At 66.3% G+C, this 26,626-nt stretch carries 21 protein-coding genes; 14 read left to right on the plus strand and 7 right to left on the minus strand.

Translation table 11 applies throughout. The features are described 5' to 3' along the window. Positions 1 to 103: 103 nt before the first annotated feature. Positions 104 to 1,024 carry a bifunctional methylenetetrahydrofolate dehydrogenase/methenyltetrahydrofolate cyclohydrolase gene (locus tag U7114_RS00725; protein WP_157238763.1) on the minus strand — a complete coding sequence of 307 codons (921 nt, stop codon included), beginning with the start codon at positions 1,022 to 1,024 and terminating at the stop codon, positions 104 to 106. Positions 1,025 to 1,027: 3 nt separating this feature from the next. Then, positions 1,028 to 2,323, minus strand: coding sequence for a serine hydroxymethyltransferase (gene glyA, locus U7114_RS00730; RefSeq protein WP_321215701.1), 1,296 nt, complete (start codon positions 2,321 to 2,323; stop codon positions 1,028 to 1,030). A 279-nt stretch (positions 2,324 to 2,602) separates the two neighbouring features. Here glyA and purU point away from each other — a divergent pair, with 279 nt between their 5' ends. The 3 genes from purU (at position 2,603) to U7114_RS00745 (ending at position 4,778) form a co-directional block, all read left to right on the plus strand. Next, a complete protein-coding gene (gene purU, locus U7114_RS00735) occupies positions 2,603 to 3,463 on the plus strand; it encodes a formyltetrahydrofolate deformylase (protein ID WP_321215700.1) in 861 nt (286 codons plus the stop codon). Between the two features lie 30 nt (positions 3,464 to 3,493). Further along, positions 3,494 to 4,156 carry a class I SAM-dependent methyltransferase gene (locus tag U7114_RS00740; protein WP_157238764.1) on the plus strand — a complete coding sequence of 221 codons (663 nt, stop codon included), beginning with the start codon at positions 3,494 to 3,496 and terminating at the stop codon, positions 4,154 to 4,156. A gap of 103 nt (positions 4,157 to 4,259) precedes the next feature. Continuing rightward, positions 4,260 to 4,778, plus strand: coding sequence for a gamma carbonic anhydrase family protein (locus tag U7114_RS00745; RefSeq protein ID WP_157238765.1), 519 nt, complete (start codon positions 4,260 to 4,262; stop codon positions 4,776 to 4,778). Here U7114_RS00745 and U7114_RS00750 read toward each other — a convergent pair. Together U7114_RS00750 and U7114_RS00755 are read right to left on the minus strand one after the other, a co-directional pair. Beyond that, positions 4,775 to 6,508: a flavin monoamine oxidase family protein gene (locus U7114_RS00750; protein ID WP_323056245.1), complete on the minus strand. Its 1,734-nt coding sequence runs from the start codon at positions 6,506 to 6,508 to the stop codon at positions 4,775 to 4,777. The two genes, U7114_RS00745 and U7114_RS00750, sit on opposite strands and share 4 nt — an antisense overlap. After that, a complete protein-coding gene (locus U7114_RS00755) occupies positions 6,505 to 8,052 on the minus strand; it encodes an amino acid permease (RefSeq protein WP_321215697.1) in 1,548 nt (515 codons plus the stop codon). Before U7114_RS00755 ends, U7114_RS00750 begins: the two co-directional genes overlap by 4 nt. A 109-nt stretch (positions 8,053 to 8,161) precedes the next feature. On the opposite strand from U7114_RS00755, the gene U7114_RS00760 reads away from it, so the two are divergent. After that, the gene (locus U7114_RS00760) at positions 8,162 to 9,787 is read left to right on the plus strand and encodes a PucR family transcriptional regulator (protein ID WP_323056246.1); all 1,626 of its coding nucleotides are present in this window, start codon (positions 8,162 to 8,164) and stop codon (positions 9,785 to 9,787) included. A 13-nt stretch (positions 9,788 to 9,800) separates the two neighbouring features. Here the strand turns inward: U7114_RS00760 and U7114_RS00765 are convergent, their stop codons facing one another. Next, complete coding sequence (locus tag U7114_RS00765) at positions 9,801 to 10,595, minus strand: carbon-nitrogen hydrolase family protein (protein WP_323056247.1); 795 nt, start codon at positions 10,593 to 10,595, stop codon at positions 9,801 to 9,803. A gap of 200 nt (positions 10,596 to 10,795) precedes the next feature. On the opposite strand from U7114_RS00765, the gene U7114_RS00770 reads away from it, so the two are divergent. The 9 genes from U7114_RS00770 (at position 10,796) to U7114_RS00810 (ending at position 22,319) form a co-directional block, all read left to right on the plus strand. Further along, a complete protein-coding gene (locus U7114_RS00770; RefSeq protein WP_157238769.1) occupies positions 10,796 to 11,986 on the plus strand; it encodes an ROK family transcriptional regulator in 1,191 nt (396 codons plus the stop codon). A gap of 131 nt (positions 11,987 to 12,117) precedes the next feature. Continuing rightward, a complete protein-coding gene (mmsA, locus tag U7114_RS00775) occupies positions 12,118 to 13,674 on the plus strand; it encodes a multiple monosaccharide ABC transporter ATP-binding protein (protein WP_157238770.1) in 1,557 nt (518 codons plus the stop codon). A 45-nt stretch (positions 13,675 to 13,719) separates the two neighbouring features. Next, the gene (gene mmsB / locus U7114_RS00780) at positions 13,720 to 15,003 is read left to right on the plus strand and encodes a multiple monosaccharide ABC transporter permease (protein WP_157238771.1); all 1,284 of its coding nucleotides are present in this window, start codon (positions 13,720 to 13,722) and stop codon (positions 15,001 to 15,003) included. Positions 15,004 to 15,051: 48 nt separating this feature from the next. Beyond that, positions 15,052 to 16,149 carry a sugar-binding protein gene (locus U7114_RS00785; protein ID WP_157238772.1) on the plus strand — a complete coding sequence of 366 codons (1,098 nt, stop codon included), beginning with the start codon at positions 15,052 to 15,054 and terminating at the stop codon, positions 16,147 to 16,149. 212 nt (positions 16,150 to 16,361) lie between these two features. Then, entirely contained in the window at positions 16,362 to 17,432 is a 1,071-nt protein-coding gene (locus U7114_RS00790; RefSeq protein ID WP_157238773.1) for a Gfo/Idh/MocA family protein, read from the plus strand. 184 nt (positions 17,433 to 17,616) lie between these two features. Then, positions 17,617 to 18,531 (plus strand): hypothetical protein, encoded by a 915-nt coding sequence (locus tag U7114_RS00795; RefSeq protein ID WP_157238774.1) that lies wholly within the window; start codon positions 17,617 to 17,619, stop codon positions 18,529 to 18,531. Between the two features lie 94 nt (positions 18,532 to 18,625). After that, entirely contained in the window at positions 18,626 to 20,344 is a 1,719-nt protein-coding gene (locus U7114_RS00800; protein ID WP_323056248.1) for a hypothetical protein, read from the plus strand. A gap of 278 nt (positions 20,345 to 20,622) precedes the next feature. Continuing rightward, positions 20,623 to 21,843, plus strand: coding sequence for a serine/threonine-protein kinase (locus U7114_RS00805; RefSeq protein ID WP_323056249.1), 1,221 nt, complete (start codon positions 20,623 to 20,625; stop codon positions 21,841 to 21,843). Beyond that, on the plus strand, positions 21,840 to 22,319 hold the full coding sequence (locus U7114_RS00810) for an FIMAH domain-containing protein (protein WP_323056250.1): 480 nt from the start codon (positions 21,840 to 21,842) through the stop codon (positions 22,317 to 22,319). Before U7114_RS00805 ends, U7114_RS00810 begins: the two co-directional genes overlap by 4 nt. A gap of 36 nt (positions 22,320 to 22,355) precedes the next feature. Here U7114_RS00810 and U7114_RS00815 read toward each other — a convergent pair whose 3' ends face one another. Then, a complete protein-coding gene (locus tag U7114_RS00815) occupies positions 22,356 to 23,279 on the minus strand; it encodes a LysR family transcriptional regulator (RefSeq protein WP_323056251.1) in 924 nt (307 codons plus the stop codon). Positions 23,280 to 23,362: 83 nt separating this feature from the next. On the opposite strand from U7114_RS00815, the gene U7114_RS00820 reads away from it, so the two are divergent. Continuing rightward, a complete protein-coding gene (locus U7114_RS00820; protein ID WP_323056252.1) occupies positions 23,363 to 24,286 on the plus strand; it encodes an EamA family transporter in 924 nt (307 codons plus the stop codon). An 88-nt stretch (positions 24,287 to 24,374) separates the two neighbouring features. Here U7114_RS00820 and U7114_RS00825 read toward each other — a convergent pair whose 3' ends face one another. Further along, on the minus strand, positions 24,375 to 26,594 hold the full coding sequence (locus U7114_RS00825; RefSeq protein WP_321215684.1) for an NADP-dependent isocitrate dehydrogenase: 2,220 nt from the start codon (positions 26,592 to 26,594) through the stop codon (positions 24,375 to 24,377). Positions 26,595 to 26,626 lie beyond the last annotated feature (32 nt).

Raw genomic sequence — 26,626 nt, forward strand, 5'->3', positions numbered from 1 at the left:
GAAGGGGAGTGCCACTTCTGCGCTTAAAAGTCCGACGGCGGCACGGCCGCTTCCGTGTGAAAGGTGCCGTGCCGCCGTCGTGCTTTGCTGTTTTGGCCTGGTGCTAGGCGCTTCCCGGGCCGCTCTTCTGTGCCACCTGGCGTTCCGCGGCTTCCACCACGTTCGTCATCAGCAGCGCCACGGTCATGGGACCGACGCCTCCGGGGTTCGGTGAAATCCAGCCGGCCACCTCGGCCACGGCGGGGTCGATATCACCGTAAACCCGGCTCTTGCCGGTCTCGGGATCGGTTTCCCGGGTGACGCCCACGTCCAGCACGGCCGCGCCGGGCTTCACGTCGGAGGCCTTGACGATGTGCTTGGCACCGGCCGCGCCCACAATGACGTCCGCCTGCCGCAGCAGTTCCGGGAGGTTCTCGGTTCCCGTGTGCGTCAGCGTCACCGTGGCGTTGACGGCGCGCCGGGTGAGCAGCAGCCCGATCGAGCGGCCGATGGTGACGCCGCGGCCCACCACCACAACATGTTTGCCTTTGAGGCTGTAGCCGTTGCGCTCCAGGAGCTCGATCACGCCGCGGGGCGTGCACGGCAGCGGCGAGGTGATCTCCCCGTTGACGTTGAGCACCAGCTTGCCAAGGTTGGTGGGGTGCAGGCCGTCGGCATCCTTGGCGGGGTCGATGCGCTCCAGGATCGCATCGGTGTCCAGGTGCTTGGGCAGCGGCAGCTGGACGATGTATCCGTGGCAGGCGGGGTCCGCATTGAGTTCGTCAATGAGGGCCTCGACCTGCTCCTGGGTGGCATCGGCCGGCAGCTCGCGCTGGATCGAGTTCATCCCGATTTCCGCGGACTGCTTGTGCTTCATGGACACGTACAGCTGCGAGGCCGGATCCGCTCCCACGAGGACGGTTGCGATGCCGGGCGTTACGCCCTTGGCCTTGAGTGCGGCCACGCGTTCGGCCAGCTCGGCCTTGATGGCGGCGGCGGCAAGCTTGCCGTCAAGGACCTTTGCGGTCTGGGTGGTTTCAGTCATGGGTCACCACTGCTCGTGCTGCGGGTACAGCGGGAAGTCGGCGGCCAGCTTGTCCACGCGCGCCTGCAGGGACTCGACGTCGGCACCGGTGCCGGCCTTCAGGGCGGTGGCGATGATCTCGGCAACCTCGGTGAACTCGGCGGCGCCGAATCCGCGGGTGGCCAGTGCCGGGGTGCCGATGCGCAGGCCGGAGGTGACCATCGGGGGGCGGGGGTCGAACGGAACGGCGTTGCGGTTCACGGTGATGCCCACCGAGTGCAGGAGGTCTTCGGCCTGCTGTCCGTCCAGCTGGGAGTTGCGGAGGTCGACAAGGACCAGGTGCACGTCAGTGCCGCCGGTCAGGACGGAGACGCCGGCGTCGGCGACGTCCGCCTGGTTGAGGCGGTCGGCGATGATCCTGGCGCCTTCCAGGACGCGCTCCTGGCGCTCCTTGAATTCCTCGGTGCCGGCGATCTTGAAGGCCACGGCCTTGGCTGCGATCACGTGCATCAGCGGGCCGCCCTGCTGGCCCGGGAAGACGCTGGAGTTGAGCTTCTTGGCCCACTCCTGCTTGGCCAGGATCACGCCGGAGCGCGGCCCGGCGAGGGTCTTGTGCACTGTGGAGGTGACGACGTCGGAGTGCGGAACCGGGCTCGGGTGCAGTCCGGCGGCAACCAGGCCGGCGAAGTGGGCCATGTCGGTCCAGAGAAGGGCCCCGACCTCGTCGGCGATGGAGCGGAAGGCAGCGAAGTCCAGGTGGCGCGGATAGGCGGACCAGCCGGCGATGATGACCTGCGGCTTCTCGGCGATGGCCTGTTCGCGGAGCTTGTCCATGTCGATGCGGAAGTTGTCTTCCTCAACCTGGTAGGCAGCAACTTTGTACAGCTTGCCGGAGAAGTTCAGCTTCATGCCGTGGGTCAGGTGGCCGCCGTGCGCCAGGGACAGGCCCAGGATCTTGTCGCCGGGAGTGATCATGGCGGACAGGGCCGCGGCGTTGGCCTGGGCGCCTGAGTGCGGCTGGACGTTTGCGTACTCGGCGCCGAACAGGGCCTTGACCCTGTCGATGGCCAGCTGCTCGGCAATGTCCACGTATTCGCAGCCGCCGTAGTAGCGGCGGCCCGGGTAGCCCTCGGCATACTTGTTCGTGAGGACGGAGCCCTGGGCTTCCATGACGGCGCGGGGGGCGAAGTTCTCGGAGGCGATCATTTCCAGGGTGCCGCGCTGGCGGCCGAGCTCCTGGTCAAGGACTGCTGCGATTTCGGGGTCGAGCTCGGCCAGCGGCTGGTTGCTGACGGCGGTAGTGGAGGTGGCTGTAGTCACGAAAGAACTCCTGGCTAGGCGTACGGGCACTGCTAAGGTCAGGCTACCGGCTGGCGCACCTTCACACCGCACTGATGACAGCGCGCTGGAAGCTGCAGGCATGGTGCTGCAGTACTGACGCAGGTGCAGCCCCAAATCCGGCAAGACATGACCCTCGGCCCAGGCGTACGATCCGTGGTCTTCGTGATTGCCGCTCCCTGGTGGTTAGCCACCCAACGCCAGTTGCGACCCTCTCAGCGTACCAAACCCGGGCGCCGCAGCGCGGGTAGGCTTGTACGCGTGAGTGAAGAGCAGCTGAACCAAGCCTACGTAGTTACCCTGTCCTGCCCGGACCGTCCCGGAATTGTCCACGCGGTGGCCGGCGCCCTGCTGGTGGCGGGCTGCAATATTACGGATTCGCAGCAGTACGGCAGCCCTGCCACGGGCAACTTCTTCATGCGGGTAGAGGTGACGACGGCGGCGGCCAAGTCCGAGCTGCGCGCTGCCCTTGAGCCGGTGGCCGAGGCGTTCGGGATGCAGTGGAGCCTCAACACCGTGGGCCAGAAAGTGCGCACCCTGGTCATGGCCAGTACCTCTGCCCACTGCCTCAACGACCTCCTGTTCCAGCAGCGCTCCGGGACGCTGCCCATCGAGATCCCCGCCATCGTTTCCAACCACCAGGACCTTGCCGGGCTCGCTGAGTTCTACGGCATCCCGTTCCACTACATCCCGGTCACCCCGGACACCAAGGCCCAGGCGGAGGACAAACTCCGCGCCATCATGGCCGAGCACGACATCGAGCTGACCGTCCTGGCCCGTTACATGCAGATCCTCTCCGATGAGCTCTGCACGGAGCTGACCGGCAAGGCCATCAACATCCACCACTCCTTCCTGCCGTCCTTCAAGGGTGCCAAGCCCTACCACCAGGCGCATGCCCGCGGTGTGAAGCTCATCGGCGCCACCGCCCACTACGTGACAGCGGCGCTGGACGAGGGTCCCATCATCGAGCAGGAAGTCATCCGGGTGGACCACGCGCGGACGCCGGAACAGTTCGTGCAGATGGGCAGGGACGTCGAAGGCCGCACCCTGGTCCAGGCGGTGCAGTGGCACGCAGAGCACCGCGTGCTCCTGGACGGCAACCGGACCGTCGTCTTTAACTGACGGCCGTCTTAAAGAAGGCGGGGAGGCGGGATGGATCCAGCCACTACGGATGCCGAGCGGCGCCTCGCCGACTTCTACAACCGCCGTGCAGCCTCCGGGGCTGACTACCCGCCGTCGCATAGCCGTGTGGAGCAACGCGACCGCTTTATTGCCCTGCTGAAGTCCGAAGGGCGGCATTCCGTCCTGGAAGTGGGGACCGGGACCGGGCTCGACGGCCTGAAGTTCGTTGAGGCCGGCATCCACTACACGGGCGTGGACCTCGCCGAAGGGCAGGTCCGCCGGGCCAGGGCGCGGGGCCTTGACGTCTCGGTGGCCAGCGTCCGGGCCCTGCCGTTCCCCAGCGGCGCCTTCCCTGCCCTGTGGACCATGAGCACGCTGCTGCACATTCCCGCCAGCGAGATCGATGCCGTCCTGGCCGAGCTGGTGCGGGTCGCCGCGCCCGGCGCCCCGATCGCCGTCGGCCTCTGGTCCGGTGAGGATGAAGAGGTGCTGAATCCGGAGGACGACGACGGCGAGCCCCGCTTTTTCAGCCGCCGCAGCGACGCCACGGTCCGGGAAGTCTTTGGCCGCCACGGCAGGGTCGAGGACTTTGTCACGTGGCCGGAGGGAACAGGCGCCGAGTCCGGCCCCGGCGCCGGGCACTGGACGCAGCACTACCAGTTCCTGGTCCTGCGCACCCCTCACCGCAGGTAACCCCGAACCCAACCAGGTAGCGCCAAGTGTCGTTTTGAGGTTTCAAAACGGACACTTGGCGCTACCTGGTTGGGGTGGGGCGTAGGTGTCCTAGGCTTGGCGCATGGCTCCTCTTTACCCTTTCGCCGGAAACACCCCGGCTGTCCACGATTCCGCCTTTGTCGCACCCACGGCGTCGATCATCGGCAACGCCACCCTCGCCCGGGATTCCAGCGCCTTTTACGGCGTCTCCGTGCGGGCTGACACCGCCGTCATCACCGTGGGCGAGGGCAGCAACCTGCAGGACAATGTGGTGCTGCACGCGGACCCAGGCTTCCCCTGCACGGTGGGCGAACGCGTCAGCGTGGGGCACGCCGCCGTCGTCCATGGCTGCACTGTGGAGGACGACTGCCTGATCGGCATGGGCGCAACAGTGCTCAACGGCGCAGTGATCGGCGCCGGCTCGCTGGTAGCGGCCGGCGCCGTGGTGCTCGAAGGCACCGTTGTCCCGCCCCGCTCGCTCGTGGCGGGCGTTCCGGGAAAGGTCCGCCGGGAACTCACCGACGAAGAGTACGACGGCGTCCGGGCCAACGCCGCACGCTACGTTGAACTGGCCCGGGCCCACCGGGAGCTGCACGCTTAATCGAGGCTGATCGGCCCGATCGCGTCCAGCAGCTCGCCCGGACCCGGGTTGCCCGGCGCTGACGAGCCGCCCAGGTGGTTCACCACGCCCCACACGGCGTTAAGGCCGGTGGTCACGGCGCCTTCCGCCCAGCCGGCGGTGAAGGAGACGTCGTCGCCGGCCAGGAAGATCCCGCGCTGGGAGGCCGGCAGCGCGTCCTGCTTGAAGTGGGTGAACAGCCGCTGCTGGTACCGGTAATGGCCGGGCAGGTTTGCCTTGAAGGCGCCCATGAAGTTGGGGTCGGCCTCCCAGGACACCGTAATGGGCTGGCCCACGATGTGGCCGGCAATGTCCACGCCCGGGTAGATCTGCTCGAGCGAGTGCAGCATCAGTTCCACGCGTTCGTCAGCGTCCAGCGCCAGCCACTTCAGTGCGTCGTCGTTCCACGTGTAGGAGAGCAGGATGACGGCGGGCTTGTCCGGGCCGTTGTCCAACAGGTAGGTGGCGCGGTTGAGCCGGTCGGTCAGCGTCATGGACAAGACCTCGTTGCCGGTGTCCGGGTCGATGTCCTTCCAGAACGGCCGGTCCACCATGACGAACGTCTTGGAGGACTGCATGTAGTGCGAGCGTTCGATCGCTGTCCACAGTTCGGCGGGGAACAGCGCCTCCTCGGTGTGGATGCGCGTGGACAGCAGCCAGGACTGGCATGTGGCCACCACTGCGGGGTAGGTGGCTTCGCGGCCCCACCGTTCGCGGATCCGCAGGTTGCCGTCGGCGTCGCGGCTGATCCGGCCGACTGCGCCGCGGGGCGAACCGGAGTGCAGGGAGGCCAGGGACGTTCCGTCCGGCCAGTGCACCATGCCCGACGGCGCGTGCTGCCACAGTGCCTCGGGCAGCCTCTGCGCTCCGCCGCTGATGAGGCGGTGCTGGTCGTCCGCGTCGGTGTAGACCACGCGGAGGATCTCCAGGATGGAGTTCGGGAAGTCGGTGTCCCATCCGCCGGTGCCGAAACCCACCTGGCCGAAGGCCTCCCGGTGTGCGAAGCCCGCCTCCTTGAAGGACTCGCTGGCCGCGATGAAGCCGTAGAAGGTCTGTTCGTCCATCAGCGGCAGCAGGCCGTTCCAGAGTTCCTTGATCCGGGCCGTGTCGCGGGCTCGGATGGCTTCCTGCATCTCGACGAACTTGGCGCCGTCGTTGACGGCGGCCTTCCAGGCGTCCGCCACTTCCCTGAAGAACGGCGGCAGGTCGCCGGGCTTTTCCGCATAGTGCTTCTTGCCGGCCAGCTCAATCACGGTGCTGGACGTGGCCGGGGACAGCGGGTTGGGGAACTCCTGGGTGTCCAGCCCCAGCAGGTCCACGTAGTGGTAGAACGCCTTGCCGGATTCCGGGAACCGCATGCCGCCGAGGTCCGCCACCACTCCGGGCGCCGCGGGGAATGAGGCGGTGCGGAGGCGCCCGCCGATCTGGTCCGCTTCATAGACCACCGGCCGCAGTCCGAGCTTCATGAGCTCGTAGGCGGCGACCAGGCCGGACAGGCCCGCCCCGATGACGGCCACCTCGGTCCCCAGCAGTTCAGGTGGAACAGAGCCCAGGCCGTCCGGGTGGGCCAGGTAATGGTCGTAGCTGAACGGAAAGTCCGGGTTCAGCATGGTGACGGGGCCGGCGGCGGCACCGTCTGCCGTAGGGCCGGCGGCCCGGGTGGCCGTGGTGCTGGACGGATCTGAGGCCGGCAGTTCGGTGGCGGTGGTCATGGAAGTTCTGCCTTTGACGGTTCGGGGGTGGGCTGTGGTGAAAGTTGCGGTCCGGCAAGTCCACGGTATTCCTCGTTGCTGAGGGCCGCCAGCCGCGAGTTCCGCCGGCCGTAGCCGAAGTAGGCGGCAGCGCCCACCAGCATCCAGAGGGCAAAGACCACCCAGGTGTCTGCGCCGAGGTTGGCCATCAGGTAGGCGCACATGGCGGCCCCGAGGATGGGCGTGAGCGGGAAGAGCGGCACGCGGAAGGTCCGCTCCAGCTCCGGCCGGGTACGGCGGAGGTAGACGACGGCGACGTTCACCAGTGCGAAGGCGAACAGGGTGCCGATGCTGGTGGCGTCCGCGAGCGCGCCGAGCGGCACAAGGCCGGCAGTGAGCGCGACGGCGATGCCCACCAGGAGCGTGCCGGCAACGGGGGTGCCGGTGCGGCGGGAAACGCGGCCGAAGATTTTCGGAATGAGGCCGTCGCGGGCCATCGACAGCAGGATGCGCGTCTGCCCGTACAGCACGGTGAGGACGATGCTGGCGATGGCCAGGACGGCGCCCACCGCGAAGACCAGGGCAATCCACGGCTGGCCTGTGGTTTCCTCAAGGATCTTCACCAGGGCGGCCTCGGTCCCGTCGAACCAGCCCCACGGCCGTGCGCCGATGGCGGCAACCGCAACCAGGACGTAGATGGTGGTGACGATCAGCATGGAGAGCATGATGGCGCGGGGCAGGTCGCGCTTGGGGTCGCGGGCTTCTTCGCCTGCGGTGGAGGCGGCATCGAACCCGATGTAGGAGAAGAACACCCGGGAGGCGGCGGCTGAGACGCCGGCTGCGCCCATCGGCAGCAGCGGCTCGAAGTTTCCGGCGTTGAACGCAGTGAAGGCTACGACGCAGAAGAACAGCAGGATGCCCACCTTCACCACCACGATGGACGTGTTGATCCAGGCGCTCTCCTTCGCGCCGCGGACCAGGAGGATCGTTGCGAGCACCACGATGACCATGGCCGGGACGTTGACCAGGCCGCCGTCCCCGGGCGGCTGGGACACCGCGTCCGGGAGGACGGAACCGAACACCGCCAGCGCTTCATTCACATACTGCCCCGCGCCCACGGCGACTGCGGCGACGGACACCGCGTACTCCAGCACCAGGCACCAGCCGCAGATCCACGCCATCCCCTCGCCCATGGTGGCGTAGGTATAGGAGTAGCTGGAGCCTGCCACCGGGACCATCCCTGCCATCTCGGCATACGAAACAGCGGACAGCAGCGCTGCCAGGCCGGCGATCGCGAAGGAAATCCAGATGGCGGGCCCGGCCAGCGGAACGGATTCGCCCAGGATCACCAGGATGCCGGTGCCAAGGGTTGCGCCCACGGAGATCATGGTCAGCTGAAGCACCCCGAAACTGCGGACCAGGCGGGGGCCGCCGTCGTTGCTTGCCGCCTCGCTGACCATCTGGGCGATGGGTTTGCGGCGCAGCAGTTGCGCGGCCAGGGTCGGGCGGCCGCTTGTTCCGCTGCTGCCGGCCGGTGCGTGACCGGAGAGTGTAGGCACAGTCATCGTTGACGTCCGTTCGTGTCGGTGAATGGTTGAACTGGTTTCCCCTCCCCCAGCGTAGGGTTGTGAGGAGCATCTCAACGATGTGCAAAGTGACCTATAGTCTTCATTCATGAGACGCAATGCACCATCCGCCAGTGACCGCCCGGACCAGCTGGACGCCGTAACGCTGGAACGGTTCCTGGCAGCCCTGCCGCGCGAAGTGGTGGTGCTGAACGACGCCGGCAACGGGCAGGCACCGCTGCGCTGGGTGGAACCCAGCGAACTGGAGGACCCCACGCCGTACCTGCTCGACGGCGAATTCGTCCTCACGGCCGGACTGCCCTTCCGTGAGGGCGGCGGCAGCGGCCCCGCGAGGGCGGATGAGTACGTCCGGCGGCTCGTGGCTGCCGGGGTTGCGGCCCTGGGCTTCGGCCTGGAGCCGTATTACGACGCCGTACCCGCCCACGTGGTGGCGGCCTGCCGGCAGCACGGGCTCACCCTCGTGGAGGTCCCGGCCACCGTTCCCTTCGCCGCCCTGGGCCTTGAGTTTTCCAAGCTCCTCGAATCCGGCAACGCGCAGGTGTTCCGCCAGTTGGCGGAGACCAACCGGCACCTCATGAGGGCGGTCCTTTCCGCCCGGCCGGAACACGAGCTGCTGGCGGCGCTGATCCAGCGTGTTCCCGTATGGGCCGTCCTTGTGGGCACGGACGGGAGGGTGCGCGCCCGGGCGGGGGCCGCCGTCGGGCTCTCCCAGCTGCAGCCGCTGCTCAAGCGGCTCCTCAGCGGCAGCGGCCCCCGCGTGGAGACGGAAACACTGGAAACGTCCGAAGGATCTACCTTGGTGTTCGGCCACCCGCTCCGGAGCACCAGGGACGCCACGCTCGGCAGCCTGGTGCTGGGCACGGGCAGGCCGCTCACCCCGGCGCAGAACAATGTGGTGTCCTCCGTGGTGGGCCTGCTGGAGTTGCTCGTGCGGCAGCGGACCAGCGGCTCCCTGGCCCCCAGCCAGCTGGCCACAGCCCTGCTCCTCCACCCGGAGAGCCTGTCCGACGGCAACAGCCGCGGGCTGGGCAGCCTTCAGGACTTGCTGGCCCAAAGCGTCTCGGGAACCAGGCAAGGCCAGGTCCGGGTGGTCCAGGGGGTCCGGGCACAGGCCGCTGCCGCCCCTGCAGCCGACGGGCCGGTGCGGGAGCTGCTCCAATGGCGCAGGCTGTTCGACACCAAAATGGTGGAGCTCACCGATTATGGGTTCACGGCCGTGACGCGGCTCAAAGTGGACGAGCCACTGCTGTCCGAGGTGGAACAGCTGGGCTGGCGGCTGGTGGTGGGTGAACCCACGGGGCTGCCAGGCCTCGCCGACGCGTACCGGAGGGCCAGCGCCCTGCGCCCGCGCGTGGCGGCGGCAGGAAGGAGCCTCAGGGAAGAGGAGCTGACGTGGTCCGTTACCGGCCTGCTGGGCAGCGATGCGGGCGCCCTGCTGGCCGCGCGCATTCTCGCGCCCGTCCTGGAGCTCGACGCCGAACGCCGGGCCTCGCAGCTACGGCTCCTTCGGTCCTGGCTGGCCGCCCACGGAAGCTGGGACGCCACCGCCAAGGACCTTGGGCTGCACCGGAACAGCGTGCGCCGCCAGATCAATGCCGTGGCGGAGCTGCTGGGCATGGATCTGGGGCAGGCCCAGGCCAGGGCCGAGCTGTGGATCGCGCTGCAGTACGCGGAGGACGCTGCACCGGACGGCCCGGTGCGGGACAGCGCGTAGCTGTGGGCCCGGTTCAGAGGCACCAGGACCGGTAGACGTCCGGGCGGCGCTCATCCAGGTACGGAACGGCCCGGCGCTCACGGGCGGCGGCGCCAGGATCCACCTCGGCGTAAAGAAGCTGCGGCTCCCCGCCTGCCTCCGCCAGCAGCCCGCCGTCGGGCCCTGCAACAACGCTGCCGCCGAGGAACCTGCACCCGTCCTCCTCCCCGGAGTGGTTGGCGTAGGCGATGGTCAGCTGGCTCTCGAGTGCCCGCGCACGGAGCAGGACCTGCGGGACGTCGTCGAAGCCGTGCGCCAGCGCGGTGGGGACCAGCAGCAGCTCCGCCCCGCCCACGGCCGCGGCCCGCACGGACTCCGGAAATTCGACGTCGTAGCAGATCACCATCGAGGTGGGTATCCCGTTGAAATCCACCACACCGGGCCGTTCCCCGGCGGGGCTGAAGGCCGCCCGCTCGTCGGGGCCGAACAGGTGCACCTTGCCATAGCTGAGCAGGTTGTTGCCCCTTGCGTCCACAAGGGTGGCGCCGATCTGCCAGTCCCCCTGCCCGGAGAGGCGGGGAAGGCTGTAGACCAGTGCGATGCCGTTGTCGCGTGCGATCCCGGCCAGCCGCTCCTGGAGCGCCGGCAGGAGGGAAGGCTCCAGTTCCGTGCGCACCCGGCGCGGGGCATAGCCCACGGGGAAGAGCTCAGGGGTGACCAGGACTGCCGCCCCACGGGCAGCCGCATCCCGGGCGGCAGCGGCGATCGTGCGGCAGTTGGCCTCAATGTCGAGGACCTTGGAGTTAGCCTGCAGAACTGCCAGCAGCACTGGCCCACCTTCCATATCCGGGGCCTCCGGGTGGGGCCCTCTGTCCAGAGTAGCGAGGCCTCAGCCGTGCCCCCAGGACTGTTTGCACCCTCCAGCACCCATCGGAGGGCGGATTGACTTACCCGTCCATAAAGGGATCAAATCCATCCGATGCGTTAACTTCTTGACTACAAGACTGGGGATAGGGCAATCTTCTTAGCATGTCCGCAATCCCGCGCTCAACGAGGAGCAAGCCCAAGAATCCCGGCTCCCAATCCGCCCTGCGGCAGCTGAACCAACAACGGATCATTGAAACCCTGATGGTCGGCCCCGCCACGCAGGCCGAACTTGCCCGGCAGACAGGCCTCTCCACGGCGACGGTTTCCAACATCGTCAAGATCATGCTGGATTCCGGCCTGGCATCGGCGGAACCTACCACCAGTTCCGGCCGCCGCGCACTGAACGTCCGGCTGAACAGCAACGGTGCCGTGGCCGTAGGCATCGACTTCGGGCGACGGCACCTCCGCGTGGTCCTGGCCTCGCTCAGTTACCACGTGATCGCGGAGGAATCCGTGATGCTTCCCCTTGGCCACCAGGCCGAAGAAGGGGTCCAGGCGGCAATGGCCCTGTTGGAGAAACTGCTGCGGGAAAGCGGTGTCGAACGCACGGCCGTGGTGGGTGCCGGCGTCGGAATTCCCGGTCCCATCGACCGGCGCACCGGGACGGTGGCGCAGGGGGCCATCCTGCCGGAATGGGTGGGCATCAACATCCTCCAATACCTTGAAGAAACGCTAAAAATCCCGGTTTTTGTTGACAACGACGCCAATCTGGGCGCCTGGTCAGAGGTGACCTGGGGGCACCATTCGGGGGTCAGTAACCTGCTGTTCCTCAAGATCGGATCCGGCATCGGTGCCGGACTTATCCTCAACGGCGCCCCCTACTACGGGAACGTGGGAATCACCGGCGAAATTGGCCACGCCACCATCCACGAACAGGGATTGGTGTGCCGCTGCGGCAACCGCGGATGCCTGGAAACCATCGCCTCCACCACCACCATGATCGAACTCCTCAGCCGCGGTGAAGACCGGCCGCTGACGCCCGCGGACATCGTTCGCAAGGCCCTGGCACGGGACTCCGCCACGCTCCGGGTGATCGACGATGCAGGCCTCGCCGTAGGCCGCGCCCTGGGCAACGTGGCCAACCTGATCAACCCGGAAGTGATAGTGGTGGGAGGCCCGCTGGCAGGCCTCGGCGACATTCTCCTGGACCCGATCAGGCGGGGTCTCATCAGGCACGCGGTGCCTGTCATCGGCGAGACCACAACCCTTGCCATGTCCTCCCTGGGGGACCGGGCGGAAGCGCTCGGGGCGGCCGCCCTGGTGTTCCAGCATGCCGGAATCCGCAAGACGTAGACCGTTTCGTTATGCCCGGTTTGCGTTAAAGACTTGACGACAACAGCAGTGATCCAGTTTACTTTTGGATCAGACGGCCCTGCGCTTTGCCGGCCGGACAAAGAAGTCATTGCATTGGAGGGTTAGGGTTCATGACGTCCCAGACCACGCAAACGGAACCGATCATCCTTGAGATGCGGTCCATCACCAAGGAATTCCCCGGCGTTAAAGCGTTGGACAACGTGAGCCTGCGCGTGAAGGCCGGGGAAATCCACGCCATCTGCGGCGAAAACGGCGCCGGCAAATCCACCCTGATGAAGGTCCTCTCCGGCGTCTACCCGTACGGCAGCTACGACGGCGACATCGTCTACCAGGGCCAGGTGCAGCAGTTCCGGGACATCCGGGCCAGCGAACATGCCGGCATCGTGATCATCCACCAGGAACTCGCGCTGATCCCGGAACTGTCCATTATGGAGAACATCTTCCTGGGCAACGAGCCCACCAAGCGCGGCGTCATCGACTGGGCAGAAGCGCGGCTTCGTTCCCTTGACCTGCTGGCCCGCGTGGGCCTGCGGGAGGACCCGGAAACGCCCATCAAGGAAATCGGCGTAGGCAAGCAGCAGCTGGTGGAAATCGCCAAGGCCCTGAACAAGTCCGTGAAGATCCTCATCCTGGACGAGCCCACGGCCGCTTTGAACGAGTCTGATTCCCAGCACCTGCTGGACCTGATGCTGGGCCTGAAAGCCAAGGGCATCACCAGCATCATCATTTCCCACAAGCTCAACGAGATCGAGCAGATCGCCGATGAGATCACCATCATCCGTGACGGCAAGTCCATCGAAACGCTGAACGTGAAGGCCGACGGCGTGGACGAGGACCGCATCATCAAGGGCATGGTGGGCCGCGCGCTCGAATCCCGGTTCCCGGACCACACGCCCAAAATCGGCGACGTGTTCTTCGAGGTCAAGGACTGGACCGTTGCACATCCCAATGTGCAGGACCGGCTGGTCTGCAAGAACTCAAGCTTCTTCGTCCGCCGCGGCGAGATCGTGGGGTTCGCCGGCCTGATGGGCGCGGGCCGCACCGAACTCGCCCGCTCCGTTTTCGGCCGTTCCTACGGCCGCTTCATCAGCGGCCACATCTACAAGGACGGAAAGGAAATCACCCTTAAGTCCGTCCGGCAGGCCATCGATGCCGGGCTGGGCTACGTCACCGAAGACCGCAAGTCGCTGGGACTGAACCTGCTGGACGACATCAAGACCACCACCGTGTCGGCCAACCTTCGCAAGATCAGCCGTAATTTCGTAGTGGACCCGAACCAGGAATTCACCGTGGCGGAGCAGTACCGCAAGTCGCTGCGCACCAAGACTCCGTCGGTGGAGGAAGGAGTCGCGAAACTTTCCGGCGGCAACCAGCAGAAGGTGGTCCTCGCCAAGTGGATGTTCACCGACCCCGACCTCCTGATCCTGGACGAACCCACCCGCGGCATCGACGTTGGCGCCAAGTACGAGATCTACGGCATCATCCAGCAACTGGCCAACCAGGGCAAGGGAGTCATCGTGATCTCCTCGGAACTCCCGGAACTCCTTGGCCTGTCAGACCGCATCTACACCATTTTCGAAGGCGCCATCACAGGTGTCCTGAACAAAGACGAGGCCAGCCAGGAAAGCCTGATGAAACTGATGACCTCCGCCCGTAAAGCCGCCTGATCCCCTGGATCATCCCAGAACCTTCCGGACACAAGGACTGACACCATGAACGCCCTCAAAAAGCTGTTTGGCGGAAACACCCGTCAATTCGGCATGATCTTCGCCCTGGTGGCACTGATCGTCTTCTTCCAGATCGCCACCGAAGGCCGGACCCTCACCCCCGGCAACGTCATCAACCTCTTCAACGGCAACTCCTACATCCTGATCCTGGCCATCGGCATGGTCCTGGTGATCATCGCCGGCCACATCGATCTTTCGGTGGGCTCCGTGGCTGCGTTTGTCGGCGTCACCGTAGCCCTGGCCATCCGCGACTGGGGCATCCCCTGGTACGCCGGCGTGCTGCTTGGCCTGGTACTGGGCGCGGTGATCGGCGCCTGGCAAGGCTGGTGGACCGCCTACGTGGGCATTCCGGCCTTCATCGTGACCCTGGCAGGCATGCTCCTGTTCCGCGGCTTCAACCAGTTTGTGGGCAAGTCCAACACCATTCCGGTCCCCGCCGATTTCCAGTACCTCGGCTCCGGCTACCTCCCCGAGGTGGGCCCCAACTTCGGCTACAACAACCTCACCCTGCTGCTGGGCATCGCGGCCGTCGCATTCGTAGTGTGGGGCGAGCTCCGCTCCCGGGCCCGGGCCAAGGCACTCGGCGCCGAAGTACCCGAAATGTGGGTCATGGCCCTCAAGCTGGTCCTGATCTGCGGCGCCATCCTCTACGCCACGTACCTGTTCGCCACGGGCCGTCCCGGCACTTCGTTCCCCATCCCGGGCCTGATCCTGGCCGTACTGGTACTGCTGTACGGCTTCATCTCCTCCCGCACCATCCTGGGCCGCCATGTCTATGCCGTGGGTGGCAACCGGCATGCTGCCGAGCTCTCAGGTGTCCAGTCCAAGAAGGTCAACTTCCTGGTCATGATGAACATGTCCATCCTCGCCGGACTGGCCGGCATGATCTTCGTGGGCCGCTCCACCGCTTCAGGACCGTTCGACGGCGTCGGCTGGGAACTTGACGCGATCGCCGCCGTTTTCATCGGCGGCGCCGCGGTGACGGGCGGCGTGGGCACCGTCGTCGGCTCCATCATTGGTGGCCTGGTCATGGCTGTACTGAACAACGGCCTCCAACTGCTCGGCGTCGGCGCGGACCTCACCCAGATCATCAAGGGGCTGGTGCTCCTGATCGCCGTCGCTTTCGACGTCTACAACAAGAGCCAGGGCAAGAAGTCCATCATTGGCCTGCTGATGAGGGGCGGCCGTCCCTCCGGCGGCGGCCCCAGCACCCCTCTCCAGCCCGACGAAACCACCTCCACCAAGGAAGCGATCGCCAGGGAAGCCTAGCAATTAAGCCTGAACAGCGTTACACCACTAAAAGAAAGAGAACCAACAATGCGAATGATTGGCAAAGCAGGGAAGGCAGCAGCAGTAGCTGCCATTGCAGCACTGGCGCTGACAGGCTGCGGACGGTCTGAAACCCCGACAGGCGGCGGCACCGCAGGCGCCGGCGGCTTCGAACAGAATTCCTCCATCGGTGTCGCGCTCCCGCAGAAAACCAGTGAAAACTGGGTCCTCGCCGAGAAGTTGTTCAATGACGGCCTTAACGGTGCCGGGTTCAAGGCTGACGTCCAGTTCGCCAACGGCGGCGTGTCCGAACAGCAGAACCAGATCAGCGCCATGGTCACCAAGGGCGCCAAGGTGATCATCGTGGGAGCCATCGACGGCTCGCAGCTGGGCACCCAGCTGAAGCAGGCCAAAGACGCCGGCGCCACGATCATCGCCTACGACCGCCTGTTGCTGAACACCGAGAACGTGGACTACTACGTGGCCTACGACAACTTCAAGGTTGGCGAGCTCCAGGGCCAGGCGCTGCTGGAAGGCCTCAAGGCGAAGAAGCCCTCGGGCCCGTACAACATCGAACTGTTCGCCGGCTCCCCCGACGATGCCAACGCGAAGGTCTTCTTCGACGGCGCCATGAGCGTCCTGAAGCCCAAGATCGACGACGGCACCCTCAAGGTGCTCTCCGGCCAGACCACCTTCGAGCAGGCAGTGACCCAGGGCTGGAAGGCTGAAAACGCCCAGCGCCGCGCTGACACGCTGCTTACCGGCAGCTACGGCAGCGCGTCCCTGGACGGCGTCCTTTCCCCGAATGACACCTTGGCCCGCGCAGTCCTGACTGCCGTCAAGGGCGCCGGCAAACCGCTTCCGGTGGTGACCGGACAGGACTCCGAGGTTGAATCCGTCAAGTCCATCATGGCCGGCGAGCAGTACTCCACGATCAACAAGGACACCCGCAAGCTCGTTGAACACGCCATCACCATGGTGAAGGACCTCCAGGCAGGCAAGACGCCTGAGATCAACGACAAGGACTCCTACAAGAACGGCGTCAAGACCGTTCCCGCATACCTGCTGGAACCGGTCATCGTCACGGCCGCCAACGTGAAGAGCGCCTACGTCGGCGATCCGGTCCTGGAACCGATCACCAAGTAAGCAACCTTTTTGCAGGAAAGCCCGGCCTCCACACGTTGGAGGCCGGGCTTTCCTGTGCCACAAGGGATACGGCTTCGTGGCACGCTCATAACAGCCGCTGACGGAGGAGCCAGTGCGCAGCCGGAGTGCCGTGCCCGCCACCCGCGAACCCCTTATCACTTTCCGCAGGTCATAGCGGATCCCTCCAGCACTGCAATGAGAGGATGGGCACCATGAGTGCGCCCATCGCGAAGCCGTGGTTGTTCAGCCAGCCAGACCAGGATCCCCGTTCCGCCACCGGAGCCCCCCTCCGCTGGGGAATCATCGCCACCGGCGGCATTGCCCGCTCCGTGTCCCAGGACCTGGCCTTGCTCGCAGATGCCGAACTGTATGCCGTCAGCTCGAGGGCCCAGGATACGGCCGACGCCTTTGCGGTTGCATATGACTTCGCGAAGGCCTACGGCGAGGACGGCGGTGTGCCCGGATACCAGCGGCTGCTCGCAGATGAGGAGGTGGACGTTGTCTACGTGGCGACGCCCCACGCGCAGCACTACGAAATGGTGCTTGCGGCGCTTAACGCCGGTAAGCACGTCCTGTGCGAAAAAGCCTTCACCATCAACGCCCGCGAGGCAGCCGAACTCATCGACCTCGCCCGAAGCCGCAAGCTTTTCCTCATGGAGGCTGTCTGGAGCCGCTTCCTGCCGAGCATGCAGCGGGCCTTTGAGATCGCAGCGTCCGGAGAGCTCGGCGAAGTCCACTGGGTAACCGCGGACCTTGGCTTTCCGGCCCCCTACTCCCCCACATCCAGGCTGTGGGCCAGGCAGGACGGAGGCGGAGCGCTGCTGGACATTACGGTTTATCCGCTGCTCTGGGCCCTGGGCACCCTCGGTTTTCCGCAGACGGTTAGCGCCACCGGCTTCATTAACGACGACGGCGTGGATGCCCAGAACGCCCTGACGCTGGGCTACAACCACGGAGCGCAGGTGCAGCTTACGTCCTCATTGTTGGCCCACGGTCCCCGGACCGCCACAGTTGCGGGCAGCCTCGGCTTCCTCCAGAGCGTGGGCTCCATCAATAACCCCGGGGAACTGACGGTGTCCACAGGTTGGGACGAGCGCCGGACCGAAGCTTTTGATGTGGTGGGCCGAGGGTACGCATACGAACTGCGTGAAGTAACCCGCTGCATCCAGCAGGGCTTGACCGAGAGCCCGGTCATGCCACTGGAGGACACGTTGAACACCATGCGGCTCTTTGACGGGGTCCGCGCGCAGCTCGGCGTCAGCTATCCAAATGACCGGCACTGACCAGCGCACACCGGGAACCCTTTGATCGCCGCGTCAACTCTGTGACCGGGCCGCGACCGTCTGTGATTCCTTCGACCTGAGGTTTTCGATTTTGTCGAGTTGTTTTAGCAGCCCCTAGACTTCCTGCAACATTCGGTCTTAGGCTATAGCCACTCGAATGCAATCAGTACTGGGGGTGGTACGCATGGCTGGTGATCGCTCGCCGTTGCGTGCCCTTCGGCCGGTGTTCCTTGCCGGTGCTGCCGCCCTCACGTGGCTGACGTTTTCGGCATCCACGGCTTCGGCCGATACCCTTTCGGACGCAACTACGCTGTTGGGGGGCGTCACCGGTTCAGTTTCGTCGGTGACGGAAAAGCTGCCTGTTGCTCCCGCACCCGCCACGCCCAAACCTGAGCCGGTTTCCTCACCGGGGCTGCTGACGCCCCTCGTGGGAGACGCCTCGGGCCTTGCAGACCAGCTGGTTTACTCGGTACCCGTTGTAAACCATGTGGTGCCGGCCGAGGCGGTATCGGTCATCTCCGTTCCTATTGCTCAGGCAGCCGACGCCGCGGCGGCGGAATTGACGGAGGCAGTAATTTCACCTGTCGCCGAGGCGCTGCCGGTGCTTGATCCTGTGCTGCAGCCTGTTTTGGACTTGGTAACAGGCTCGGCACCGCTGGCCGTTGAGCTTCCCGACCTGCCCCTCGTGAGCGGCGACGGGGAAAGTCCCGCCAGCGCCGGAACTGTCCCGGCAGGCGTCGAAGCTGCCTCCACGGCGCCTACGTCGGCCATTCCGTTTGTTGAGGCTGCTTTTGCTACTGGTGCCGCGCCTGTTGGTGGGGTTGCCCCTGCTTCTTCAGCGTCGTGGACGTCTGTTGACCGCCCCGATTCTGCCCAGGATCAGCCGACGGCGGACCCCTCGCCCGCCCCTTCCCAGGCTCCGGCCGTACCCGCTTCGGGCACGGGAAGCAGCGCGGCCTCCGTGGGATCGTACGGTGCGGCGGCCTGGTTAAGCGCCTTCAATTTTGACACTTCAGCGCCCGGCGCCATCCGCGCCGCGGATATTTCTGATCACGCTCCTGCACCGGTGTCCTTCGACCCCGGTTCCCGTCCTGACTAGTTGAGACCCGTCTGCCCTCTCGAGGCAGAACACGGACAACGCGGGTTGCTGTCCAAGCAGCCCGACACCTCAACTTCTTTCAGGAGACATCATCATGAGTGCGAACCTTCGCAGGGGGCTGCTTGGCACCCTCTTCGCCGGCGGGCTATTAGCCCTCGGCTGCACCGCGGCGAACGCCGCGGACACCACCAGCGGATCGGATCTCTCCGCATCCGCCCTTATCTCGGCGGCGGCCGCTGATTCGGCGTCGTTGGACCTGCTGGGTGGCCCAACGCCGTCCGATTCAACGGCCGTCGCCGCGGTCGTGGACGCGGCAGTCAACCTTGGAACGGTCACCGGAACCGACAACGGCACCACAACCGATCTCACTGCGGCAGCCGCCGTCGACCTTGGCACCGGCACCAACGGCACCGGCACAACCACCACCGATGTGGTTGTCGCCGCGGACGCAAGCCTGGGACTCGGAAACACCGCAACGGCCGACTCAACCACCGCGGACGTGGCCCTCGCCGCCGACGCAGCCCTCGGCCTCGGAACAGTCACCGAAACCGGCAACGGCACCGCAGACCTCACCGCGGCAGCCGCCGTTAACCTCGGCACCGGCACCACCGGCACGGATACGGCCGCAACCGATCTGGCCGTCGCTGCGGATGCCGTCGTCGTCCTCGGCACCGGCACAACCACTGCCGACGCGGCCCTCGCCGCAGAAGCAAGCCTGGGACTCGGAAACACCGCAACGGCCGGCTCAACCACCGCAGACGTGGCCCTCGCCGCCGACGCAGCCCTCGGCCTCGGAACAGACACCGAAACCGGCAACGGCACCGCGGACCTCACCGCGGACCTCACCGCGGCAGCCGCCGTCGACCTTGGCACCGGAACCACCGGCACGGATACGGCCGCAACCGATCTGGCCGTCGCTGCGGATGCCCTCGTCGACCTCGGCACCGGCACCAACGGCTCCGGCACAACCACTGCTGACGCGGTTGTGGCCGCAGACGCGGCCCTCGGCCTCGGAAACACCGCACCCGCCGACTCAACCACCGCGGATGTGGCCCTCGCCGCAGAAGCAGTCCTGGGCCTTGGAACAGTCACCGAAACCGGCAACGGCTCCGCGGACCTCACCGCTGCAGCCGCCGTCAGCCTCGGCCTCGGCACCACCGGCACGGATACGGCCGCTGCCGATCTGGCCGTCGCTGCGGATGCCCTCGTCGACCTCGGCACCGGCAACACCGGCACCACCGGCGGGCTCGCCGCCGCCATTGACGCAGCCGTGGACCTCGGCCTTGGCGGCAACAGCACTGAAGGCACCAGCGGTGGCCTCGACACCGTAGTGGATGCCGTCGTCGGCCTTGGCACCGGCGCCACCGGCGGAGCTGATGCCGTCATCGGCCTCGGCATCGACCTTGGACTGGGCGGTGGCAGCACCCCCGGAACTGACAACCCGGGCACCGTAGATCCCGGGACCGACGGCAACACCGGAGGCGCCGGCACCATAGACCCCGGCACCAGCACCCCCTCCACTGACACGGGCACGGGTACGGGCACGGGCACGGGTACGGGTACGGACAACGGAACCGGTGCCGGCACCTCCAACACCGATGGTTTCCCGGCAGCCCCTGCTGCCGGCTCCACGGCAGTTGGCGGCGTCATCGCCGTCGACACCGCAGCGGGCAGCACCGGTCTCCGCAGCGTCCCGGCCCAGGGCAGCGCCACCGCCCTGGCAAAGACGGGCGTGGACACCTCACTGGTCCCCCTCGCCCTGCTGCTCCTCGTGGCAGGACTCCTGATGTTCCGTAAGCGGAAAGTGTCCTGACCTGAACGCTCTGACGGTGCCTGCGCCACGCGCCTGAAGCGGCAGCAGCGAGCAGGCTGAGGGAAAGGAGGTGCGACAGGAAAGAACGCAAGACCTTACACAACATGTCTTCAGCACACATGTCCTTGTGACCGATGGTCCGGCAGCGAAAGGCTCGTCTTTCGCTGCCGGGCCGTCGGTGTGCCCTGCCGTGAAGCACGGCATTATCCCCGGCTGAACCAGCGCGCCCGTATAATTTGACGTACGAGAGTGCCGCAGCGCACCGGGAGGAACGGGACATGGTGGCGGAATCGCCTAGCTCCATCAAGAATGAAGTGGTTGGCGGACGTTATCGGTTGGGTGAGGTTATTGGCCGCGGCGGTATGTCATCGGTTTACTGTGCCCGGGACGAAAATCTGGGCCGGGACGTAGCACTCAAGCTCTTCGCACCGCAGGCCCCCGACGCCGACGAACTGAAACGCCAGGAAGCAGAAATCCGGCTTCTTGCCACACTGAACCACCCGGGACTGGTGACACTTTTCGACGCCGGGATCGATACCCGGATACCGGACGAACCGCGCCCGTTCCTGACCATGGAACTCGTGGAAGGCCAGGACCTCAGAAGCCGGATCCGGCACAGCACGGTTCCCCTTGATGAGTTGGCCGTCATCGGCGCGGGGATCGCCGACGCACTGGCCTACGTCCACGGACTCGGCATCATCCACCGGGACATCAAGCCCGGCAACATCCTGCTGGTTCAGATACGTCCCGGCGAACCCCTGCGGCCAAAGCTCACCGACTTCGGCATCGCACGGATTGTTGATTCAACCCGGCTGACCGCCACGGGAACCATGGTGGGCACCGCTGCCTACCTCAGTCCCGAGCAGGCACTGGGCCAGCCCCTTGCGCCGTCGACGGACATCTATTCGCTGGGCCTGGTGCTGCTCGAATGCATCAAGGGAACCGTGGAGTATCCTGGCAGCGCGGTGGAATCTGCCGTTGCACGGCTTCACCGCGCACCGGAAATTCCCGGGGACCTGCCATCAGAATGGGCTGACCTCATCCGGTCCATGACCGCCATAGAACCGCTTGAACGGCCGCATGCCGCGGACATCGAAACTGCCCTGCGGCAGGCCTTGGTTTCGCCCGCGTCAACGCCCGGGGAAATTGCGCCCGAAACCACGCGGGTACTGCCTGCCATGCCATTCCGCCCTCCCTCCATTACCGCCGAAGAATCGGTGGAGGAGATTCTGGAGGCCGCAGGGCCCGGTGCTGCCGGGGACCGGGAACGGGCCGGGGCAATGGACGCCCTGAACCGGGACCGCGCGAAAGGCATAAAGCCCAGGACCAAGCGGTTCTGGCTGGCAGCCATCCTTGGCCTTGTGGTGATTGTGGCCGCTATAGCGGCAGGGATCTTGACCTTGTCCACTCAGTCCACACCCGACGTCGTGCCCTATCCCACGGTGACCGGGGTCCTCGGCGAGCATCTGGAGCAACTCCAGAAGAGCGTGGAGCCGTGACGTTTCCTTCGGACCGCGGACGCCAGTCTGTGCTGGGATTTTCCGCGGTCCTGCTGGCTGCCGGACTGCTGAGCGGCTGCGGCACAGCGGATACGGGGCTTCAGCGTTCAGCCGCACGGCAACTGAAGGCCCGCGTGCTTGAAGTGACGCAGGCTTCGTCGCAGGACAACCCCGCCGCCGCACTGAAGGCACTCGAGGGGCTCGAGGCTGAGTTGGAAGCGGCACAGACCGGGGGCCGGATTTCGGAAGAACGGCGCCGGAGCATCACCACGATCGCCGCGGCCGTCCGGGCAGACCTTAATGATGCCGTTGCGGCGGCTGCAGCAGACAAGGCAGCGGCAGAGGAGCAGGCCGCCAAGGAAACACAGGCCGCCGAGACCCGAGCGCCCGCCGTCGAAACTCCTGCACCGGCTCCTGTACCCGAAACCAGCACCGGCAAGAAGGACAACGAGGGCAAGGGAAAGGGAAACGGCTGACGCGGAGGGTACTTGGCGCTGCCCGAGGACAACGGCTCAAGCCGCTCCGTGGGCGGCAGCGGCACCCGGCAGCGCCGCGGCCTTACCGGTGATCTGGTTCAGGACCGCGGCGAGCGCGGCCCAGGTACTGTTGCCGCACCGGGTACGGGCGTAGGCGCGCACGCGGACATCCGGGGAACTCAGCGGAACAAGGGCGACGCCGGCCCGCGGTTCCCGGTCGGCAGGCAGCAGCCCCACGCCCATCCCGGCCAGGATGAGGTCCTCAACCAGCTCGAGGCTGTCGGCCTGATGCCTCACCCGCGGCTCAAAGTCCCCCATCGATGCGAGCAGCCGGAGGACTTCCTCGTCCGCCCTGTTCCGTGAGTTGCCGATCCAGTCGCGGTCCCGGAAGGCCGCTAGGACCTCCGGAGCGGTGCCGGCAACGGGTGCCGCTGCCTCGGGGACGCCGAGGCTCCAGGGTGTGCTCCACAAGTGGATGGAATCGAAGGCGGCGCCGGTGCTGTCCGGGGCAAGGTTGTAGTCGTACGTCAAAGCCAGATCCACTGAATCGGCAGCAAGCAGCGCCAGGGCTTCGGCAGGCTCGTGCTCCCGGACTTCGAGTTTGACGCCAGGGTGGGTGACGGCGAGCTCCCCGACGATGGGCATCAGGATCTTACGGACAGCCGTGACGAAGCCGGCAACCCGGACTGTTCCGGCTGGCTCGGCACCCGGGTCGAGCTCGGCAGTGGCCGCATCCACCGCCGCCAGGATGGTCACCGCGTGATCGGCGAGCCGCCGCCCGGCAGGGGTGAGGCGCACGCGCCGGCCGGCGGGTTCGAGCAGCGCGGTGCCTGTTTCCCGCGCCAGCGCCGCGATCTGCTGGGAGACGGTCGACGTCGTCGTGCCCAGTGAGTCTGCCACGTTCCGCATGGAGCCCTGCCGGGCCAGTTCAAGCAGGACTTCCAAGCGACGCGTCTCCATACAGTTATTGTCCATATTTTATGGACAATATGTGAAGAATTATCACGTGGACGTAGACGTTTTACGTACGGTCTACTGGCTCCATGCCATTTTCACAACAACACTTCAACGGTGTGCGCTCCGGAACAGCAATGGCCGGCGCCGCCATGTGCTGCGTCCAGCTGGGCCTGGCCGCTTCAGTAGGCCTGTCCGACCGCCTCGGCTCCGACGGCGTGGCGTGGCTGCGCCTCATCTGGGCCGCTCTGATCCTGGTGGCCTTCACCCGACCGTGGCGCTCCCGGTTCAGCCGGCGGGGCCTGGTCACGTGCATCCTGCTCGGCCTGGTGACGGCGGGCATGACGCTGATGTACATGGCCGCCGCCGTCCGGATTCCGCTCGGCACCGCCACCGCCCTGGAGTTCCTGGGTCCCCTCTCCGTCGCAGTCCTCCGCGGACGCAAGGCGGGACGCTGGTGGGCGCTTGTTGCCGCTGCCGGCGTGGCCGCCCTGACCGAACCGTGGCACGGCGGGACAGACCCCGCCGGTGTCCTCTTTGCCTTGGGCGCCGCCGCATGCTGGGCAGGCTATATCCTCCTGACCCAGCGGGCCGGTGATGAAGTCAACGGCCTCCAGGCACTGGCAGTTTCCATGCCGGTGGCCGCAGTGGCAACCACGCTGCTTGTCGGGCCGGCTCCACTGGCGCATCTTGACTGGCCGCTGCTCCTGGTGGGAGCAGGCCTGTCCCTGCTGATGCCGGTGATCCCCTTCAGCCTCGAACTGCTCGCCCTGCGCCGCCTGAAGGCCTCCGCATTCGGAACACTGATGAGCCTGGAGCCGGCCATCGCCGTGGTGATTGGATTCCTGGTCCTGGGCCAGCTGCCCGGGCCGGCCGCCTTCCTGGGCATCGGGCTGGTCGTCGCGGCAGGCATCGGGGTGACGCTTCAGGCAGGCAGGGAAAGGCCGGCGGACATTGGAGTGATGGACGACGGCGGGCCGGTAGCGGCGAAGGGGGCGGCGTCCCGCTCCTGACCAAGCGACGCAAAAGGGGCGGCGTCCCGGAAGTTGAACATTTCAACTCCGGGGCGCCGCCCCTTTCGCAGTGCTGGTTCCAGGTGGGCTAGCTCAGCGTGGCGAGAACCTTGTTGAGCGTGGCGGACGGACGCATCACGGCCGAAACCTTGGCCTCGTCCGGGTGGTAGTAGCCGCCGATGTCCACCGGCGAGCCCTGGACCTCGGCCAGTTCGCCAACAATTGTTTCCTCCTTCGAGGAAAGCTCTCCGGCGATGGAACTGAAGGAGGCGGCCAGGTCGGCGTCGTCCGTCTGCTTGGCCAGTTCCTCGGCCCAGTAGCGGGCCAGGAAGTAGTGGCTGCCGCGGTTGTCCAGCTCGCCGGCACGGCGGCTGGGCGACTTGTTCTCCAGCAGGAAGGTTCCGGTGGCGCGGTCCAGTGTGTCGGCCAGGACCTGGGCGCGCTTGTTGTCCGTGGTGGTGGCCAGGTGCTCGAAGCTGACGGCCAGGGCCAGGAACTCACCCAGGCTGTCCCACCGGAGGTGGTTTTCCTTGAGCAGCTGCTGGACGTGCTTCGGGGCGGAGCCGCCGGCGCCGGTTTCGAAGAGCCCGCCGCCGTTCATCAGCGGAACAACGGAGAGCATCTTGGCGCTGGTGCCCAGCTCCAGGATGGGGAACAGGTCCGTGAGGTAGTCGCGCAGGACGTTGCCGGACACTGAGATGGTGTCCTCGCCCTTGCGGATGCGCTCCAGGGTGAAGGCGATGGCCTTGACCGGGGACATGATCTGGATGTCCAGGCCCTCGGTGTCGTGCTCCTTCAGGTACTCGTTGACCTTGGCGATGAGGTTGGCGTCGTGGGCACGCTCTTCGTCCAGCCAGAACACGGCGGGGGTCTGGGAGGCGCGGGCGCGGGTGACGGCCAGCTTGACCCAGTCGCGGATGGGCAGGTCCTTCGTCTGGCAGGCGCGCCAGATGTCGCCTTCGGAAACCTGGTGCTCAATCAGGACGTTTCCGGAACCGTCAACGATCTGGACGGTGCCGGCTTCCTGGATTTCGAAGGTCTTGTCGTGGCTGCCGTATTCCTCGGCGGCCTGTGCCATGAGGCCCACGTTCGGGACGGTGCCCATGGTGGTGGGGTCGTAGGCGCCGTTGGCGCGGCAGTCATCGATGACCACCTGGTAGATGCCGGCGTAGGAGCTGTCCGGCAGGACGGCCAGGGTGTCGGCTTCCTTGCCGTCCGGGCCCCACATGTGGCCGGAGCTGCGGATCATGGCGGGCATGGAGGCGTCCACGATGACGTCGCTGGGGACGTTCAGGGTGGTGATTCCCTTGTCCGAGTCCACCATGGCCAGGGCGGGGCCCTCTTCGAGGCCCTTCTTGATGAGGGCCTGCACGCCTTCGCGGACGTCCTCTGGCAGGTCCTCGAGGCTGCTCAGGATGGCGGCCAGGCCGTTGTTGGGGCTGATGCCGGCGGCGGAGAGCTGCTTGCCGTAGGTCTCGAAGAGTTCGGAGAAGTAGGCCTTGACCACGTGGCCGAAGATGATGGGGTCCGAAACCTTCATCATGGTGGCCTTGAGGTGGGCGGAGAACAGCACGCCCTCTTCCTTGGCGCGGGCAACCTGTGCCTTCAGGAATTCGTCCAGGGCGGCGGCGCGCATCACGGTGCCGTCGATGACCTCTCCGGCCAGGACCGGGAATGCCTTCTTCAGGACCTTCACGGAGCCGTCTTCCCGCACGAGCTGGATGGCGATGGTGCCCTCGGACCCGATGACAACCGACTTCTCGTTGGAGCGGAAGTCGTCCTGGCCCATGGTGGCCACATTGGTCTTGGAATCCGGGGTCCAGGCGCCCATGGAGTGCGGGTTCTGGCGGGCGTAGTTCTTGACGGACAGCGGTGCGCGGCGGTCCGAGTTGCCTTCGCGCAGGACCGGGTTCACGGCGGAGCCCTTGATCTTGTCGTAGCGCGAGCGGATGGCCGTTTCCTCGTCCGAGGACGGGTTGTCCGGGTAGTCCGGAAGGGCGTAGCCCTGGCCCTGCAGTTCGGCGATGGCTGCCTTCAGCTGCGGGATGGAGGCGCTGATGTTGGGCAGCTTGATGATGTTGGCTTCCGGCGTCTTCGCCAGCTCGCCGAGTTCAGCAAGGGCGTCACCGATCTGCTGCTCGGGGGTCAGGTAGTCACCGAAGACGGCGATGATGCGGCCGGCGAGCGAAATGTCGCGGGTCTCCACCTCCACACCTGCTGTCGAGGCGAACGCCTCGATGATGGGCAGGAACGAATAGGTAGCCAGCATCGGCGCTTCGTCGGTGTGGGTGTAGATAATCTTGGACATGCGCGGGCGTCTCCCTGTGGGTCGGCTTGGTT

This window comes from Pseudarthrobacter sp. C1 (assembly GCF_034720455.1).
Classification (GTDB): domain Bacteria; phylum Actinomycetota; class Actinomycetes; order Actinomycetales; family Micrococcaceae; genus Arthrobacter.